Genomic DNA, 15,870 nt, shown 5'->3' on the forward strand with positions numbered 1-15,870 from the left:
CAAGAGTCATGTATTATAAGCATGGCTCTTTTTTAAACGGATCAAATAGATGTAGTCCCTTTCTCCTCCTTAATACTGCTCCCCACTCTAATCCAACCTCAAAAAATAAATCTCGCACTGTACTGTAAAAAAGTGCCCCAATATCTTTACGAATTTCCCCATATTTATGTGCCCTCACAACACTTTTCACGCGCCAAATGAAATTTCCGTTCACTTCTTCATCAGCTAATATTTGCTCTAATAAAACACCTTGCTCTAGTAAGCCACTCTTTTTATACGCAAGTTCCACCTTACTCCAAAATATATTAATCTTCTTCGGATTACTTGTCATCGGCACCAGTGCGTATATAAAAGACTTCGGTATATCGTGACGGCAATACGTTTCATCAAGCTCATACGTTATTTTTCTTTTCTCTTTTATTTGTGGAATGTTTTTAAAAAGAATTGTTTCCCCCTCATATTTTTGCTCATTTTTACTACAGCCAGCTGCATAATCCTCACTTTCACATGCGGACATTTTCATACGGTCATCCATGCGGTCAATTGCAGATATAAGAAAAATATATAAGTTCGCACTATACCCGCCGCGCTTATGTCTTTCTTTTGTCGCAACACGCTTTATAATTCCTAGTTCCTCTAACTTTGCAATGGAGCGGCGTACTGTACGAATACTCTTTCCAACATTCGTCGCAATCGTCTCCATTAACGGACAAGCAACTCCTACTGTTTTCTGTTTCTCATTCACCGCATACTTTCCTAAAAAATGAATAATGGTAGCATCCGTTTTATTTAATTGAAATCGATAATATTTCAAAACTTGTTTTTGATATATATTAAACTCCTCTTTACTTTGAAATTCACTATATGGTTTCATTAAATTATATAAGCTTCCCATTCTTATCACCTCATTTATAAGTAAGAAGCAGGAAGAGAAATTGGCGTGATAGTTAATATTTCTTTATTGGAGATGAAAATATGATTGTAATTAGCGCTTGTTTAGGTGGTATCGCTTGTCGTTATGATGGGAATGACAATCTCGTTTCAAAAATAGAGGAACTTTTGCACAAAGAAGATACAGTCCTCATTTGTCCTGAAGTATTAGGAGGACTACCGACGCCTCGTCCTTCCGCTGAAATTATTGGTGGGAATGGCGATGACGTTTTGGACGGAAAAGCGAAAGTGATGACAAAAGATGGAGAAGATGTCACAGAAGCTTTCGTAAATGGTGCTTATAAAGCATTAGAACAACTTAAAGACTTACACCCAGAATATATTATTTTAAAAGAACGTAGTCCATCTTGTGGTAGTTCTACAATTTACACTGGAGAATTTAACGGGAATAAACAAACCGGTTACGGGGTAACAACTGCTTTATTCAAAAGACATGGATTTACAGTCATTTCAGAAGAGGATTTTGAGAATATAAAAAGGAATTGACCCTGTTCGTCAATTCCTTTTTTCTTTCTTATTTTGCACCTAATTTTTCTTTAACTTTCGCTGGAAGCTCGTCTTTTTTCACTTCTTCCCAAGCTGTTACACCTTTTTTATCTGAATTGTATACGCGTAAGAATGCTTCTTTGCGAAGATTTTTTGGAGCTGTGAATTCCAATTCTTTTTCTTCTCCACCTTTATCGAATCCTTTTAATTTATACTCGAAATATTTATGTGGCTCTCCGTTATCAAACTTCTCATTTTTTTCAATTCCATCAGCTGTAACTTGAACATAATACTCATCTTTTCCTAAACGATTAATATCACAACCAACTAACAGACTTGCAAATACAACTAAAATACTAAAAAGTGCAATGTATCTTTTCATTTCCTTCACCTCAAATGTTTTTTCTTATATTCTTATCTTAAAGCTCAGGCTTTAAAGAAGAAATTCAAAAACATGACATGAACATTACACTTTTGTAAGATAATAATTATTTCTTCACTTTAGAAATAGTCATTCCAACACCAATTGGAACGAGGACAGATTCTACCTTCGAATCAGTTGCTACTACTTCATCAAACTTCTTCATACACATCAGCCAACTTCTATTATGCAAAAGACAAAAATCGTAAGAAAATAGATAAAAAATAATAATTCCTTACTCAACCAACTAGCGATTTCGTTTTCAATATGTGAAAAGGGATTTGTAAACGATGAATTGAATATATATTTATTATTTTCTAACTTTTGGCTGAAAGTTTTTTTATTACATAAATTTCATTATTTCCTAATTTAAAGTTTTCGAGGGGAGAAATAATATGAATCCTATTTTATTAGATGTTCCGTTACAAATAGAAACAGACAAACTCATTCTTCGAGCACCACTGCAAGCAGGTGAAGGGAATGTAGTACATAAAGCTATTAAAGATTCAATTCATGAATTAAAGCAATGGTTGTCTTTATTCCAGTCCATTCCTACTGTTGAAGAAACGGAAATTCTCCTTAGAAATGCACATATAAATTTTTTGAAAAGAGAAAGCTTTCGCTATCTTATCTATCATAAGGAGACGAATAATTTTATCGGAACTGCTAGCCTTCACGCGATTGATTGGAAGGTTTCTAAATGTGAAATTGGATACTGGATTAACACCCAATTTAGTGGCAATGGATATATGACAGAAACAGTAAGTGCGTTAATAAACCTTGGATTTCAGTTATTCAAATTTAGAAGGATTGAAATACGATGTGAACGTAATAACACAAAAAGTCGTGCGATTCCTGAAAAACTAGGCTTTGAGCTTGAAGGGATATTACGTAATGAAGATGTTTCAGCTGACGGCAAACAACTAACTGATACCTGCATCTATGCAAAGATAAATTAGATTAAGACTTTAAAACTCGTTGCACAACATATCTTGAGGCTGATTTCTAAATTTAGAAGGTGGCTTTTTGATTTTTCACGACAAAAGAAAAGACCTCCTTAACGATTGTATTCCATCGCTAAAAAGGTCTTTCTCTATTTCTGCCAAAAACTTAGCACTCTTCTGGCTTACCAGCATTCGTCGCTGTACGGAAAGATGATCCACATCCGCATGATGCGATTGCGTTTGGATTATCAATTGTGAATCCGCCGCCAAGCATCGATTGTTTATAATCAACTTTTACTCCTTTAACAATTGGAGCACTTTCTTTATCGATAACAAATTCAACACCGAAAAATTCAAGAACTGTGTCGTCTTCTTTTGGTTCTACTTCAAATCCTAAGCCGTAAGAAAGACCACTACATCCGCCGCCATGTACAGCAAGGCGCACGTACTTCTCTCCATCTTCAGCATCTTTTAACATATCTTTAATTTGAAAAGCTGCTTGTTCTGTTACTTCAATCATGAAATACACCATCCTTTCTGTTCTCATTCTATTATACATCTTTACGCTTCTATCTTGTACTCATACACTCCGCGGCAAATTACTTCCGCAGGTCCTTTCATTAACACATTTCCTTCTTCTGTCCATGCAATCATTAAATCGCCGCCAGCTAAATGAACTGTAATCTCTTTACCACGTTCCAGCTTTCCATTTAAAATAGCAGCTACAACTGCAGCACATGCTCCTGTCCCGCAAGCTTGTGTTACACCAGATCCACGTTCCCAAACACGGAAGTTCATCTCGTCATCATTCAAAATTTCGATAAATTCAACATTTGCTCGCTCTGGGAACATTTCATGTGTCTCAAGGACTGGTCCAAGTGTTGTAAGTGGCGCTTTTTCTACATCATCAACAAAAATAACCGCATGCGGATTCCCCATTGAAACAGCTGTAAATGCATAACGATGATTATTGTATAAGAAGTTTTCACGAATAAACGGTGTTTCACCTTCACCAAGCATCGGGATTTCTGCACGTGTTAAACGTGGTGCTCCCATATCGATTTTTACTAATGTAACTACACCATCTTCTACCGTTACTTCAGCCGTTACAATTCCAGCTAACGTTTCAATTGCGAAAACTGTTTCTTCTACTAGTTTATGCTCATACGCATATTTCGCTACGCAGCGTAAACCGTTGCCGCAGTTCTTCCCTTCTGAACCATCGTTATTAAACATGCGCATTTTCACCGGAGCTACGTCAGAAGGACAAATTAAAATCATTCCATCTGCCCCAATACCAGTATTAATATTTGAAACTTTTTCCGCCACAAGAGCTAAATCTTCTTCAAGAATTTGTTCCTCAAACATATTTACATATATATAACTATTGCCAAGACCATGCATTTTTGTAAAAGAAAATTGGCTCATTTGTATTCACTCCAAAAATAATTTTTTATTTTAAGTATAGAATGCATGCTTTTAGAACACAATATGAATGTCCCCCGTTTCTCATATTTGACAACATTTGGCGATGAGCCATTCTTGCACAAATTGTGTAGGAAAAAAGCCCTTCTAAAAGGGCCTTTTTTTATTTATATTCCGTATTATCCTACCCTGCGAAATAATATTTTACCTAATGGAAAAAGGTGCTGCCCATTCGCAACACCTTAAAACATTGGATTTTCATCCAGATACTCATATACATTATTAACAAGCTCTTCTACTGTCGATCCTTGTACTACTTCACCATTCACAAGGGCAAATGGGCCTTCAAAACAAATACCACAATATCCTAAGCATCCATACTCCATTACATCTAAATTCGGATCTTTTTCTAATTTCTCTAAAGCTGCTTGTGAACCACTCGCGAGGTTACCTACACAAAATTCAATTAACGGTTTAATCAAAATTATCCCCCCTGTACTACAAAACAAATTACCTTCTGACTTCATCTATAAGAAGAAAACTAAGCTGTTTCTTGTTGTTTTCATTACACTTACTAAACTATTCAATTCCTTCACTGTTTCACTTCAAAGCAAATATTCTTTTCTATATAAATATATTCACAACACTGCTTTTCGGCCTTCATAATGAAATAGTAACTAGAAAAGGAAAACAGTTTACTTTACTTTTCTTCTTATTGTACAACAGAGTATTCATTCATGCATTGTTATTTGTTCACAAATTCGATATAATTTGATTGAGTAAAGTCGAAATATTTTATTAATATAAAATTTTAGGATTAGGGGACATTTCAACAGAAAAGGGGTAATCCATCATGAAACACCTCGTAATACTAGGTGGTGGCTACGGTGGAATGAGAATTCTGCAACGGCTACTTCCAAGCAACCAACTTCCAGATGATGTACAGGTGACATTAATCGACAAAGTACCATACCATTGTTTCAAAACTGAATATTATGCATTAGTAGCGGGTACAATTTCAGAAACGCATATTCGCATACCGTTTCCTGAGCACCCACGCCTCAATATTCAATACGGCACAATAACAAATATTGATCTCGAAGAAAAAGCTGTTCATCTTGATGGCGGTGAAGCAATCCAATATGATGATTTAATTATCGGACTTGGCTGTGAAGATAAATATCATAACGTTCCTGGGGCAAAGGAATATACACACAGTCTACAATCAATTGAACAAACACGTAAGACATATGAACAATTAAATGGCCTAGAACCGAATGCTACAGTTGCTGTCGTTGGTGCTGGCTTAAGTGGCGTTGAAGTAGCAAGTGAACTTCGTGAGAGCCGTTCTGATTTAAAAATCTATTTATTTGATAGAAAAGATAGAATTTTATTCCCATATCCAGAGAAATTAAGTAGATATGTAGAAGAATGGTTTATAAAACATAACGTTACCATTATACGAAACTCTAACATTACCAAAGTCGAACCAAATATTGTGTACAACCACGATGAACCTCTTGCATGTGATGCAATCGTCTGGACAGCTGGTATTCAAGCAAATGAAGTTGTTCGAAACCTTCCGGTTGAACAAGATGGTAGCGGACGGGTTGTTTTAACAAAATATCACAATATTCCAAATGACGAGCACGTTTACGTTGTAGGAGATTGTGCAGCACTTCCACACGCACCATCTGCTCAACTTGCTGAAGGTCAAGGAGAACAAATTGTCCAAATATTATTAAAACGTTGGAATAATGAACCACTTCCTGATGAACTACCTGTTATTAAATTAAAAGGTGTTCTCGGTTCCCTCGGCAAAAAACACGGATTTGGTTTACTAGCAAACCAACCATTAATGGGACGTGTACCGAGATTATTAAAATCCGGTCTTCTTTGGATGTATAAATATCATAACGGTTAATACTTTACGAGCTGTCTACTATGTAGGCAGCCTCTTTTCATCAGTTGAAAAAATTTTTTTCATAAACAGAAATTATCAGAAATATTTTTCTCAATATTTATTCACAAAATTTTCTATTTTTATATTAAAAACTATTGATGAAAAGTGTATGCTATTTGTAAGTTGTTTTTATTATTTCCTTTAAGACCGAATTCATTCGGTCTTATTTTTTATGTGATAAATACTTTTATAGGAGGCATTACATTTCACTTATGAACTTGACGAAACTACACGATCGAATAGAAGCGAAGAAGAAAGAATTGATCTATCTCGTTGAAATGTACGGATTCACTCATGATAAAGTAATTTCTTTCAGTCAAGAATTAGATTGTTTACTTAACTTATTAATAAAACTCAAGACGAAGAAAAAACGTTGCTCTTTATAACCTTATTTTTCTATTTCTCTCTCTTTTTTGATACGATATAACTAGAATCAGAAAGGAGCAATTTATGTTTATATTAAAAAACGTTACATATAAAGATATACTACACATTCCTTATTTACAGATTCAAAAAGAGACAATCACTTGTATTATCGGTGAAAGTGGGAGCGGAAAGAGTACATTACTTCGCATGTTAAATGATTTACAATCTCCAACATCCGGTACAATCGAATATAACGGAAAACCAATTTCTGATTATCCCCCTATTCAATTACGCCGTGACGTAGTTATGCTCGGACAAACTCCACCTATTTTTGACGGAACAGTTAAAGACAATCTATTAATGGGACTTCGTCTTTCTGAAAAACCATCTCCAAGTGATGATACTTTGCAGAATGCATTAACGACTGTTAGCTTAAATAAGAATTTAGAAGACAACGCCGCTTCATTATCAGGCGGGGAAAAACAACGGCTTGCTTTTGCTCGCATCATACTTATGGATCCGCCTGTCTATTTATTAGATGAACCAACTTCGGCATTAGATAGTGATACAGAACGCCGCGTTATGAAGCAATTCACTATACTCGCAAGAGAAAAGAAAAAAACCGTTATCTTCATCACGCACTCGCAACAACTTCCAGAAGAAATTGCAGACGATATTATTGAAATTAGTAAAACAAACGGTGCAACTAGAAAGGGAGTGCTCTCAGTTGAAGGGCGTTATTGAACTCCAAATTTAGCAACTTGCTGCTGCCTATATTTTCATTCTTATTTTAATCGGACTTGTAAGATTAAAAGGGATACCTCGCGAGAAACAAATTGCGATCGCAACATTCCGTATGACCATTCAGCTCGTACTTGTTGCATATGTCCTTACATACATATTTGAAAACAGTAATCCATTTTATACAATTGCTCTCATTACTTCTATTACTACATTTGCTATTTTTAATATTTATAAACGAGTTAATATTCCGATGTCCAAAGAATTAAAACGTGTAGCCGCTCTTTCCATGGTTGCGGGATCAATCGGACCATTACTACTATTTATCTTTGTTATTATCGGGCATAATCCGTGGTATGCACCGCAATATATCGTTCCTATTGCCGGCATGTTAATCGGTAATGCTATGACCGGTATTTGCCTCGGGGCAAACACCTTTTTAAACAATATGAAATCTCAAAGAGATCATATTGAAGGTGCCCTTATGCTCGGCGCAACACCGAAAGAAGCAACTGCTCCCCTCATAAGAGACGCTTTTGATTCTGCTATTTTACCAACAATCAATTCCATGGTCGGTATGGGAATTATAAGCTTACCCGGTATGATGACCGGTCAAATATTATCCGGTGTATCACCGTTTACAGCAATTCAATATCAAATTGCTATCATACTCGGTATTTCAGGGAGTACTGCTTTCGCTGTCATTATCTTCTTACAGCTTGGATATAAAACATTCTTTAATAAGCGCTGTCAGTTGAAAGAAATTGACTATGATGCGAGGTGAATCGTGCGTAGTTCACGGCGAATGAAATTATATTAACGATTTTTTCAATATATCTATCATAACTTACAATATATCAACGATTTTTCAAATATATCTATCATAACTCACAATATATCAACGATTTTGTACGAAATATCGATTTACCGACAAAAAGTGACATAATAAAAAGAGGAGGCGAATAGCCTCCTCTTTTTATTTGTCTTACGCCTTCTTAACGAACTGTGATTTTAACTTCATAGCTCCGAAACCGTCGATTTTACAATCAATATCATGATCTCCATCAACTAGACGAATACTCTTTACTTTCGTACCAATCTTCACAACTGAAGAAGTACCCTTTACTTTTAAATCTTTAATTACAGTAACAGCATCACCATCTTGAAGAACGTTTCCGTTTGCATCTTTTACAACTTTTGCACCATCATTATTTTCAGCTTCTGCTTCTTTGCCCCACTCATGAGCACATTCTGGACATACGAAAAGAACGCCATCCTCATACGTATATTCTGAATTACATTTTGGACAATTTGGTAAAGTAGCCATAAATTCATTTCCTCCGTTCATTATTTATACGTAAAAATCAAATTTGATGTTTACATGTCGATAAATAAAATTTGTATAGCATTTCTTTATAGTGCCATAGTCTTACGTTATTGACAAGCCTACCTCAAATTCTCATTTTTTATTGTATTTTACAAAATTTCAATTCGTATGGTGTTTACAATAAAAAAGAAGAACCTTCACAAGATTCTTCTTTTCAAAATGAATGAGTTCTCACTAGAACCCCCAACCATTCTCTTCAATATAAAATTGATACTCTTCTAACTCTTCTTCACTTAACTTCTTATTATTCTCATATACTTCTTGCCATTCAAAGTAACCTTCACTGAAATAAACAGCGAATTTAATTTTTACGTTTTTCTTCTCTGTATAGTCATAACCAGTAAACTCTACTACGTCATACTCTTTTTCTTTCTTCACGAACTTCCAAGTTGGATTATCAGTCATAACCTCTAAAGTAAATCCTTCATCACTTGAACGAACAACATTTTTAATATTCGGCTCAGTTGGTAAAAGAGAAAGTCCGAACATAGCTCCACCAAACACTATCCCAACTATAACTTGTAAACCAATCATACCAGCAGCACTAGCGCCGCCCTTTGATTGTAAGTAATACGCCTTCTTGTGATCCGGCATATCTTCTTCCTTATGTAAAACTCGAATAGCATGCTTATAATATAAACGGTTTCCTTGCCATCCAGTAAATATCATCACTCCTAATTGAAGAACTAAACTAACTGTTAAATAAATCCCATCTGAAATATCTATAAAAGGAGTTACAACGATACTAGGTACCGCCAATAACGTAAGTATAATAAACAACTTATACATTTTACGATAAGCTAACCAAAAAGTTGGGAAGAAAAATGCTACCCAATTCCACGTATTCCCTTGTGCTGGATTTTCTACTTTTCCCCATTTAAAGTCATAATACGCCGTATTCTTTTGAACAATCTTATGTAACTCTTGTGGAGAAATTGTTTCTTGTAAAACAGTGTCTTTCACGTACATCATCCTTTTCTTATTTCTATATACAGGTATTGTATATGTACAAAAAGAAGGAATCTAACAAAAAGTACATATATTTCATAAAAACGAGCGGAATCGAATATATTCCGACAATTATCCGTTTATTATTTCATTTTACTTTAAAATATATTAAAATACTTATGAATTATACGTTTAATACACTAAGTTAAATGTTTTGTATGTTCACAAAAAAAGATGCCCCAAAATCATTTGGACACATCCTACTCCTATTATATAAATTACTATTATGGTATGGTCTAACCTAAAATCTCGACTTAAAAGACTTCACAAATTAACTTTCTACTATTTAAAACATACTTCCACTTACACAACTAATAAATAATCTATCATTAATTTCCTCAATTGATACAATAAAATCTACTTCAACTATATTTTTAGGCAGTTTCATTATTCTTAAATTCCACCTTTTTTTCATATTCATCTAAGAAAATTGTAGCATCATCATATTTAAAAAACTCGACCCAAGCGTCAAAAAACTGACAAATCGGGTCTATTATGTCTGTTTTTTCTTGAAACAAAATACGCTCATCTATACTAAGTATTATTTCTCCAGTATTTTCTATCGGCAGTTTATGTAGTTCCATTTGAAAATTTTTCATGATTCCTCCACTTCTTGATTATATTGAAATACTATTTTTATTTATTCCACACTACCCTTCACTTTCTCAATAACATCTTCTATACGTTCCGCTATACATTCTATCTCCCAATCACCCTCACCGTGCAAAGCTGTATAAACCGGGCATTTTTCATCATTACTATCTACAAAGATTGGATCACCGAGATACGAATCTATTCCAATTACAATCCATCCCTCTTTCCAATCTCCTTCTTCATTCCCGGTTAAGCTTTGCCCTTCTTCATCAAAGCTATAACCAAGTTGTCCTTCTTCTATTTCTTCACTATTAAACAATTCTATCGTCATAGGTTCAGATTCATACTCTAGCTCAATTTCATTATCCTCAGCACGATCTACATATTCTAAAAGTTGTTTAATTTTATTATGGTTAATCATGATATCTTCTCCATTCTCTCTTAAAATAATCTAGCTTTAGTCATACTATAATATATAAAATAAAGTTCATAAAACTACTATTTCAGGTGATTAAATATGAAGTGCATAGTTTGGACAGAAGATGTTTTTTCACAAAACTTCACTACGTTCCATATTGCATAATGTTTCACATGAAACTATCGACATTCCGGATTACCTTTCTACCATTTTCGACTGGTTTCAAACGTGGGCTTCTTATGAAAATTTAACAAAAATAAATATACATTCCATTACTCCGTTACTAGCCGTCGTTCCAATATTATAAGAAAAAGCGTTTCTGCTTCTTACCTGTTCTTCTTTCTACAAATTAAAACAGTACAAACAAGCTAATCTCTACTTACAGCAATATTTACATTGCTCTGTGCATCTTAATAACGAGGAAAAAGAAAAAGTACTCTTTCATGAAGTTGATATGTATATGAAAAAACTAGTAGAAAGCACAATGTAAATGTACATTGTGCTTTCTACTAGTCCTTTATCAAACTTTTTATATTTCCTCCTACAACTACCAAGTAATATTCATTTCTTCAAATGACGCTTTACTCACTTCTAACCTTTCACTATCATCCGTCCCAATCATTGCTACTTCCTCTTTAGACAACTTAATTTTCTCGTTTGGATTTTGGATTTTTCTCTCATACACGAATTGTAAAAGTTCTATTTGTTCCGCTGTCAGTTCATACTCTTCTTCCAGTCTTTCAATTGCTAATTCCGTATCAAGTAATGGAATTTCTAATAAAAATCCACCGTGCTCTTCCATCTCTTCAAATGGATCAATTGAATACGCACCGCTATCCTCAATCCAAAATGCAGTTGTAATAAAAGGAACTGTTTCGCCTTCTACTTCTTCTAATACGTATTGAAGTGCTTCCTCTTTCGCAATGTCTATTACTTCCAAAGGTGCCCCTTCAAAATAATTTGCCGCATCAATCCACTCTTCAATTCTCTCGCTATTCACATCTTGCAGACATACGATCGTATAATCCGGATGAAACGTAATTGTCCCTCTTCCGCCTTGACTATCTTGCATATTATAGTTAAACCCATCCCATGAACTTTCATGCGAGAAATCAGGAGCATGTGCTACAAAAATTGCATCTGCAATTGACTTTAAGATACAACCTTTCCATAGTTGTTCTTTATTTATATGTAATTTATATTTACTCATCTGCTTTCCTCGTCTACATATTTTTTATATTATCTTTCGAATTCTCATTCCGTGTAAAGTACTTTTTCATTATATAACAATAGTAAAGGCATCCTTCATACAAAGGATGCTTTTACTATTTTCTCTACCATTTCCCCCTACACTCCTCAATTAAACTAAGCAAATATCTCTTCATCATATCAGCCCTTCTCCAAATAGAAAGTTTCTTCTTCTCCTTTGGATCATACCTCATTCGCTCTACTTCTTTTAATAAAGGCTCCCATTCTTTCGCTGAGCGTTCTAACAAGTATTGCAATCCTCTATCTTTTGAAACAATTGTTTTATGATCTAACGTATATAAAATACGCCCCATCGTAACGACAGCTGATTCTACCCACTCTTCTATGAAAAATAAATATGGCTGCTTCGCTTTTTCACTCCAGTACTGTTCTACGTTGTATTGCATTGTATTTACTACATCATCCCACTTTATTTGAAATGGAAGGTCTTCTACTTCTTTCCCGATAACTGTAATGCCTTGATTTTTTAATGTCCACCATGTGACCGCATTAATATCCCAATGACCTATATTCGCCTTACCATCTGCACAATACACGTACTCATTTATTTCATGATTGTATTTCCCTAAGTCAGCAAGCGGAATATACATACCGTCCATTCTTTTACCTAGCGTACTTTCACTCATTTTCTTATGCAGTTCTACAATTTGTTGTTTTTCAGCTTCATTCACGGAATCATTTAGTACTGCAACAAAATCAACATCGCTCGTTTCTATATGAAATGCACCTAGCGCAATAGAGCCGTAAACATATACTCCGACTATTTTTCCATCTAAAAAAATTTCTTTTAACCCTACTATGTACTGCTCCATTAACTGCTTTACTTCTGCTGGTAAAGCTTGTTTTATTCCATTCTCCACATCTATCCCTCCATTAAAAAAAGCCTTCGCAAATTCGCAAAGGCTTCCTGCTTTATAAATATTTCTCGATTTCCTCGTAAACATCCTTCAAACGAGGATTTCCTTCTCCAACAATCTCTCCATTCACAAGAACGACTGGATAAAATAAATCTTCTTCTACTACGCGCTCTGCGAATGCTTTTTTATCTTCATCTTCTTGTTCTTGTTGAAAATCAATATACTCGAAATTAAATTTATTTTCTTGTCCTTCATATTTACGACCAATCGCCGCTTGTAACCACTCAAACGTTTCTGTTGAAGATGGCATTCCGACGCAGCTCGCACAAATTACTTTCGTCCCATACACTTGCACATTAACCATTTCTTCTCCCCCACTTCTTGTTCTAACAGTATATTCAGATGTCTTAGTACATAAGCACATCATTTTACAAACTTATTCCATACCCCTATACTGAAAAAACACGTTGTACACATGATAAAATATTTCGACAATAAAACAAGAACAGAAAAAATAGATTTTCCCCTCTATCTTGATTATAATAAAACTGATGAAAGGAGTCGATAAAAATGGAAAACCCACATATGCAAGAACAAGTACTAGAAGTACTAGATAAATTACGTCCGTTCTTACTTCGCGATGGCGGAGACGTTGAATTAGTAGACATTGAAGAAGGTATCGTAAAATTACGCCTTATGGGTGCATGCGGAAGCTGCCCAAGTTCTACAATCACACTAAAAGCTGGTATCGAGCGCGCGTTACTTGAAGAAGTACCAGGCGTTATTGAAGTAGAGCAAGTATTTTAATTAAAAGCGGAAACGGCTCGTTCAAAATGTACCTCGGCGGAAGAAGCGAAGCCACCGAACATTTTAGCCGCTGGAGCTAGATATTAATTAAAAGCAGAAGCGGCTCGTTCAGAATCGCTTCCTAGAAAGAGACCCCAATGGGTCTCTTTTTTTATTCAAATAACACTTCTACTTTAACATCATAAAACAAAATTGGAAATCCTTCTCAAAAAATGCGATAATTAATACTATATAGTGAATCGTTCACACATATAAAGTGAAACTATAATCAGTGGGTGTTTACGGGCATCCCGATTCCCACAAATAGCGGGATGAAGTAAAAAACATAGGGGGACGACACATGCCAAAAATGGGGAACACTTTTTTAACAATTCAAGAACTAGAAGAGAAAAAAGAATATTTATTAGGCCTTTCGTCCGTTATACCAACATGGAATACAAGCTATCAATTTTTATTTAAAGAAATCCAGCAAGAATTATTGAGTAAAGTAAATGAAAAAATCGAAAGAAATCAATTCATTTTAAATATATGTGCAGATCAACAGGTAGGAGCATAATGTATTACATACAATTGCGGTATAAAAAAGAGACCTCAATCGGTCTCTTTTTTATACTTTTAAGATAGCCAATCTAATTTTCTAATCCCTAACTTATCAATTGGCAAACGAAGTGATCCATAAAAATTCCTCATAAATTGCTCAGAGCGGTTCACATCATGTAAAATAGCTTCTAAGCGATCTCTATATATACTTTTTTGTTCTTCGTTCCCAGTTTGATAATATCGTTCGACCGTTTCAAAATAGTGGAGCGGGAACAGGAGCCTTGCAAATAATAAGCGCCAACCAAATGAGGATAGCGAATAATTGCGTTCATAATCTGTAACAAATTGAACGATTGTTTGCTCCCAGTCTTTCTTCTTTTCAATCATCATATAGCGAATCAATTCTGCTATATCTCGAGTGGGATGATCATACACCCACTCAAAAGGAAGTTTTAGACGCTTCGTTTGATGCCATAATAAAGGTGTAAATCGCTCCTGGCAAATTGTTGCCGCATCGGTCATTTGTGGCGTATCATCCATCTCTGTATCGACAACATACTGAATTGCATTTTCCGCAACTCCTAAATAATACGGGAAGGATTCGATAAACAATTGATCGAATACGTCTGTAGGATGGTTCATCACTTGTGATTGCCAAAATTTCTCTAATTGATCGAGCCTTTTTTCCCATAACGCTTTCCATTCACCAATGCGGCTTAATTGCTCAATTTCTTCTGGAAAGAATGCACCTCGTTTATGGAATATAGAAAGCTCACTTCCTAATGACATAGCATGTCGTTCTAACGTGCGCATACCTTTTAATAAGCAGTAATTTTGTTCTTCTATCTCACTTACATAGTAGCCGTGTATAGTCGGAACGAAAGTCGCTACAGTCATATCCCCTTGCTGGTTCATATAGTCACTGAGCTTTTTCATCTCTACAAGTACTTCTTCCTCCATTTCTCCAATTGGAACAAGTACATAAATTTTGTTGCGAATCCAAAAGCTTTTATAGGGGCCAAGGGGGATTAATTCTTTAACATGCATGTGATAATGCTCATAAATATGCTGAATCATCGCAGTCGCCACCTATGGTTTTTCTTTATATATATGAGCTTGTGCTCGCCTTTCATTCCTATGCACATGATAAAGCAACGAAACGTATACAAATACTAAAAAGAAAAAAAGGTGATAAACATGAAAGAATCAAATCAACTACAAGAAAGAGCATTACAACTATTACAAGAACGCGGTGTAACAATTGACGATATTGCTGAACTTGTTCATTTTCTTCAAAAAAAATATCATCCAAATTTAGAGATGTCAGAATGCCGTTATAACGTTGAGCGTGTATTATCAAAACGTGAAGTACAAAACGCACTAATTACTGGTATCGAACTCGATGTCCTTGCTGAAAAAGGAATGTTAAGTGCGCCGTTACAAGATATCGTAAAACGTGATGAAGGCTTATACGGAATTGATGAAGTTATCGCACTTTCTATCGTTAACGTGTACGGCTCTATCGGTTTCACGAACTTTGGATATATCGATAAATTAAAACCTGGTATTTTAGAATACTTAAATGATAAATCAACTGGCAAAGTGCATACATTCCTTGATGATATCGTTGGCGGAATCGCTGCCGCTGCTTCAAGCCGTTTAGCGCACCGAGCTGATCACTCGGAATAATAAT

Annotated in this window: 22 protein-coding genes and 2 pseudogenes; 10 read left to right on the forward strand and 14 right to left on the reverse strand. The window is 35.1% G+C overall.

Annotated elements, in window-relative coordinates:
• Positions 1 to 13 precede the first annotated feature (13 nt).
• Positions 14 to 895: a helix-turn-helix domain-containing protein gene (locus tag ACUN26_RS21270; protein WP_000535233.1), complete on the reverse strand. Its 882-nt coding sequence runs from the start codon at positions 893 to 895 to the stop codon at positions 14 to 16.
• Between the two features lie 80 nt (positions 896 to 975).
• On the opposite strand from ACUN26_RS21270, the gene ACUN26_RS21275 reads away from it, so the two are divergent.
• Positions 976 to 1,437, forward strand: coding sequence for a DUF523 domain-containing protein (locus ACUN26_RS21275; protein WP_000635478.1), 462 nt, complete (start codon positions 976 to 978; stop codon positions 1,435 to 1,437).
• A 28-nt stretch (positions 1,438 to 1,465) separates the two neighbouring features.
• Here the strand turns inward: ACUN26_RS21275 and ACUN26_RS21280 are convergent, their stop codons facing one another.
• On the reverse strand, positions 1,466 to 1,819 hold the full coding sequence (locus tag ACUN26_RS21280) for a YxeA family protein (RefSeq protein ID WP_000833123.1): 354 nt from the start codon (positions 1,817 to 1,819) through the stop codon (positions 1,466 to 1,468).
• A 106-nt stretch (positions 1,820 to 1,925) separates the two neighbouring features.
• Positions 1,926 to 2,024, reverse strand: coding sequence for a methyltransferase (locus tag ACUN26_RS21285; protein ID WP_225893378.1), 99 nt, complete (start codon positions 2,022 to 2,024; stop codon positions 1,926 to 1,928).
• 229 nt (positions 2,025 to 2,253) lie between these two features.
• Here ACUN26_RS21285 and ACUN26_RS21290 point away from each other — a divergent pair, with 229 nt between their 5' ends.
• The gene (locus ACUN26_RS21290) at positions 2,254 to 2,817 is read left to right on the forward strand and encodes a GNAT family N-acetyltransferase (RefSeq protein ID WP_001068187.1); all 564 of its coding nucleotides are present in this window, start codon (positions 2,254 to 2,256) and stop codon (positions 2,815 to 2,817) included.
• Between the two features lie 151 nt (positions 2,818 to 2,968).
• Here the strand turns inward: ACUN26_RS21290 and ACUN26_RS21295 are convergent, their stop codons facing one another.
• The 3 genes from ACUN26_RS21295 to ACUN26_RS21305 all read right to left on the reverse strand — a co-directional run bounded on the left by ACUN26_RS21295 (position 2,969) and on the right by ACUN26_RS21305 (position 4,709).
• Positions 2,969 to 3,322 (reverse strand): HesB/IscA family protein, encoded by a 354-nt coding sequence (locus tag ACUN26_RS21295; protein WP_000573824.1) that lies wholly within the window; start codon positions 3,320 to 3,322, stop codon positions 2,969 to 2,971.
• Positions 3,323 to 3,363: 41 nt separating this feature from the next.
• On the reverse strand, positions 3,364 to 4,230 hold the full coding sequence (gene dapF, locus ACUN26_RS21300; protein ID WP_000077373.1) for a diaminopimelate epimerase: 867 nt from the start codon (positions 4,228 to 4,230) through the stop codon (positions 3,364 to 3,366).
• Positions 4,231 to 4,469: 239 nt separating this feature from the next.
• Positions 4,470 to 4,709 (reverse strand): YuzB family protein, encoded by a 240-nt coding sequence (locus ACUN26_RS21305; RefSeq protein ID WP_000595027.1) that lies wholly within the window; start codon positions 4,707 to 4,709, stop codon positions 4,470 to 4,472.
• A 371-nt stretch (positions 4,710 to 5,080) separates the two neighbouring features.
• Here ACUN26_RS21305 and ACUN26_RS21310 point away from each other — a divergent pair, with 371 nt between their 5' ends.
• The 4 genes from ACUN26_RS21310 (at position 5,081) to ACUN26_RS21325 (ending at position 8,081) form a co-directional block, all read left to right on the forward strand.
• The gene (locus ACUN26_RS21310) at positions 5,081 to 6,151 is read left to right on the forward strand and encodes an NAD(P)/FAD-dependent oxidoreductase (RefSeq protein WP_000682063.1); all 1,071 of its coding nucleotides are present in this window, start codon (positions 5,081 to 5,083) and stop codon (positions 6,149 to 6,151) included.
• A 251-nt stretch (positions 6,152 to 6,402) separates the two neighbouring features.
• The gene (locus ACUN26_RS21315; RefSeq protein WP_001054617.1) at positions 6,403 to 6,576 is read left to right on the forward strand and encodes an aspartyl-phosphate phosphatase Spo0E family protein; all 174 of its coding nucleotides are present in this window, start codon (positions 6,403 to 6,405) and stop codon (positions 6,574 to 6,576) included.
• A gap of 64 nt (positions 6,577 to 6,640) precedes the next feature.
• Entirely contained in the window at positions 6,641 to 7,300 is a 660-nt protein-coding gene (locus ACUN26_RS21320; RefSeq protein WP_000470318.1) for an ABC transporter ATP-binding protein, read from the forward strand.
• 31 nt (positions 7,301 to 7,331) lie between these two features.
• Positions 7,332 to 8,081, forward strand: a complete 750-nt coding sequence (locus ACUN26_RS21325) for an ABC transporter permease (protein ID WP_225988026.1) — start codon at positions 7,332 to 7,334, stop codon at positions 8,079 to 8,081.
• Between the two features lie 201 nt (positions 8,082 to 8,282).
• On the opposite strand, the gene phnA is transcribed toward ACUN26_RS21325, so the two are convergent.
• From phnA to ACUN26_RS21345, 4 genes and pseudogenes are all read right to left on the reverse strand, one after another.
• Complete coding sequence (gene phnA, locus ACUN26_RS21330) at positions 8,283 to 8,624, reverse strand: alkylphosphonate utilization operon protein PhnA (protein WP_000212733.1); 342 nt, start codon at positions 8,622 to 8,624, stop codon at positions 8,283 to 8,285.
• A 234-nt stretch (positions 8,625 to 8,858) separates the two neighbouring features.
• Positions 8,859 to 9,653, reverse strand: a complete 795-nt coding sequence (locus ACUN26_RS21335; protein ID WP_033657288.1) for a DUF2628 domain-containing protein — start codon at positions 9,651 to 9,653, stop codon at positions 8,859 to 8,861.
• 422 nt (positions 9,654 to 10,075) lie between these two features.
• Positions 10,076 to 10,291, reverse strand: a pseudogene (locus ACUN26_RS21340) (hypothetical protein); the annotation flags it as partial.
• A 41-nt stretch (positions 10,292 to 10,332) separates the two neighbouring features.
• On the reverse strand, positions 10,333 to 10,707 hold the full coding sequence (locus tag ACUN26_RS21345) for a hypothetical protein (RefSeq protein WP_000607087.1): 375 nt from the start codon (positions 10,705 to 10,707) through the stop codon (positions 10,333 to 10,335).
• 151 nt (positions 10,708 to 10,858) lie between these two features.
• Between ACUN26_RS21345 and ACUN26_RS21350 the strand changes: the two are divergent.
• Positions 10,859 to 11,194, forward strand: a pseudogene (locus tag ACUN26_RS21350) (DUF4304 domain-containing protein); the annotation flags it as partial.
• Between the two features lie 57 nt (positions 11,195 to 11,251).
• On the opposite strand, the gene ACUN26_RS21355 reads toward ACUN26_RS21350, so the two are convergent.
• From ACUN26_RS21355 to ACUN26_RS21365, 3 genes are all read right to left on the reverse strand, one after another.
• A complete protein-coding gene (locus tag ACUN26_RS21355) occupies positions 11,252 to 11,914 on the reverse strand; it encodes a hypothetical protein (protein WP_000049710.1) in 663 nt (220 codons plus the stop codon).
• Between the two features lie 124 nt (positions 11,915 to 12,038).
• Positions 12,039 to 12,917, reverse strand: coding sequence for a nucleotidyltransferase domain-containing protein (locus tag ACUN26_RS21360; RefSeq protein WP_000495121.1), 879 nt, complete (start codon positions 12,915 to 12,917; stop codon positions 12,039 to 12,041).
• Positions 12,886 to 13,194 (reverse strand): YuzD family protein, encoded by a 309-nt coding sequence (locus ACUN26_RS21365; RefSeq protein WP_000248598.1) that lies wholly within the window; start codon positions 13,192 to 13,194, stop codon positions 12,886 to 12,888. Before ACUN26_RS21365 ends, ACUN26_RS21360 begins: the two co-directional genes overlap by 32 nt.
• A 206-nt stretch (positions 13,195 to 13,400) precedes the next feature.
• On the opposite strand from ACUN26_RS21365, the gene ACUN26_RS21370 reads away from it, so the two are divergent.
• Complete coding sequence (locus ACUN26_RS21370; RefSeq protein ID WP_000431159.1) at positions 13,401 to 13,637, forward strand: NifU family protein; 237 nt, start codon at positions 13,401 to 13,403, stop codon at positions 13,635 to 13,637.
• A gap of 340 nt (positions 13,638 to 13,977) precedes the next feature.
• Positions 13,978 to 14,193, forward strand: a complete 216-nt coding sequence (locus ACUN26_RS21375; RefSeq protein ID WP_001125484.1) for a hypothetical protein — start codon at positions 13,978 to 13,980, stop codon at positions 14,191 to 14,193.
• 59 nt (positions 14,194 to 14,252) lie between these two features.
• On the opposite strand, the gene yutH is transcribed toward ACUN26_RS21375, so the two are convergent.
• On the reverse strand, positions 14,253 to 15,254 hold the full coding sequence (gene yutH / locus ACUN26_RS21380; protein ID WP_000614220.1) for a spore coat putative kinase YutH: 1,002 nt from the start codon (positions 15,252 to 15,254) through the stop codon (positions 14,253 to 14,255).
• Positions 15,255 to 15,374: 120 nt separating this feature from the next.
• On the opposite strand from yutH, the gene ACUN26_RS21385 reads away from it, so the two are divergent.
• Entirely contained in the window at positions 15,375 to 15,866 is a 492-nt protein-coding gene (locus ACUN26_RS21385; protein WP_000665097.1) for a phosphatidylglycerophosphatase A family protein, read from the forward strand.
• The last annotated feature ends 4 nt before the right edge of the window (positions 15,867 to 15,870 follow it).

The sequence above is a fragment of the Bacillus sp. WC2503 genome (genome assembly GCF_052682895.1).

Bases quoted from the DNA above. Each gene is read 5' to 3' on its own strand.
- ACUN26_RS21370 (WP_000431159.1), top strand. From the start codon at position 13,401: ATGGAAAACCCACATATGCAAGAACAAGTACTAGAAGTACTAGATAAA.
- ACUN26_RS21385 (WP_000665097.1), top strand. From the start codon at position 15,375: ATGAAAGAATCAAATCAACTACAAGAAAGAGCATTACAACTATTACAA.
- ACUN26_RS21360 (WP_000495121.1), bottom strand. From the start codon at position 12,917: ATGTTTACGAGGAAATCGAGAAATATTTATAAAGCAGGAAGCCTTTGC.
- ACUN26_RS21365 (WP_000248598.1), bottom strand. From the start codon at position 13,194: ATGGTTAATGTGCAAGTGTATGGGACGAAAGTAATTTGTGCGAGCTGC.
- ACUN26_RS21320 (WP_000470318.1), top strand. From the start codon at position 6,641: ATGTTTATATTAAAAAACGTTACATATAAAGATATACTACACATTCCT.
- phnA (WP_000212733.1), bottom strand. From the start codon at position 8,624: ATGGCTACTTTACCAAATTGTCCAAAATGTAATTCAGAATATACGTAT.
- ACUN26_RS21375 (WP_001125484.1), top strand. From the start codon at position 13,978: ATGCCAAAAATGGGGAACACTTTTTTAACAATTCAAGAACTAGAAGAG.
- ACUN26_RS21290 (WP_001068187.1), top strand. From the start codon at position 2,254: ATGAATCCTATTTTATTAGATGTTCCGTTACAAATAGAAACAGACAAA.
- ACUN26_RS21310 (WP_000682063.1), top strand. From the start codon at position 5,081: ATGAAACACCTCGTAATACTAGGTGGTGGCTACGGTGGAATGAGAATT.
- ACUN26_RS21335 (WP_033657288.1), bottom strand. From the start codon at position 9,653: ATGTACGTGAAAGACACTGTTTTACAAGAAACAATTTCTCCACAAGAG.
- ACUN26_RS21315 (WP_001054617.1), top strand. From the start codon at position 6,403: ATGAACTTGACGAAACTACACGATCGAATAGAAGCGAAGAAGAAAGAA.
- ACUN26_RS21280 (WP_000833123.1), bottom strand. From the start codon at position 1,819: ATGAAAAGATACATTGCACTTTTTAGTATTTTAGTTGTATTTGCAAGT.
- dapF (WP_000077373.1), bottom strand. From the start codon at position 4,230: ATGAGCCAATTTTCTTTTACAAAAATGCATGGTCTTGGCAATAGTTAT.
- ACUN26_RS21345 (WP_000607087.1), bottom strand. From the start codon at position 10,707: ATGATTAACCATAATAAAATTAAACAACTTTTAGAATATGTAGATCGT.
- ACUN26_RS21275 (WP_000635478.1), top strand. From the start codon at position 976: ATGATTGTAATTAGCGCTTGTTTAGGTGGTATCGCTTGTCGTTATGAT.
- ACUN26_RS21295 (WP_000573824.1), bottom strand. From the start codon at position 3,322: ATGATTGAAGTAACAGAACAAGCAGCTTTTCAAATTAAAGATATGTTA.
- ACUN26_RS21270 (WP_000535233.1), bottom strand. From the start codon at position 895: ATGGGAAGCTTATATAATTTAATGAAACCATATAGTGAATTTCAAAGT.
- ACUN26_RS21355 (WP_000049710.1), bottom strand. From the start codon at position 11,914: ATGAGTAAATATAAATTACATATAAATAAAGAACAACTATGGAAAGGT.
- yutH (WP_000614220.1), bottom strand. From the start codon at position 15,254: ATGATTCAGCATATTTATGAGCATTATCACATGCATGTTAAAGAATTA.
- ACUN26_RS21285 (WP_225893378.1), bottom strand. From the start codon at position 2,024: ATGAAGAAGTTTGATGAAGTAGTAGCAACTGATTCGAAGGTAGAATCT.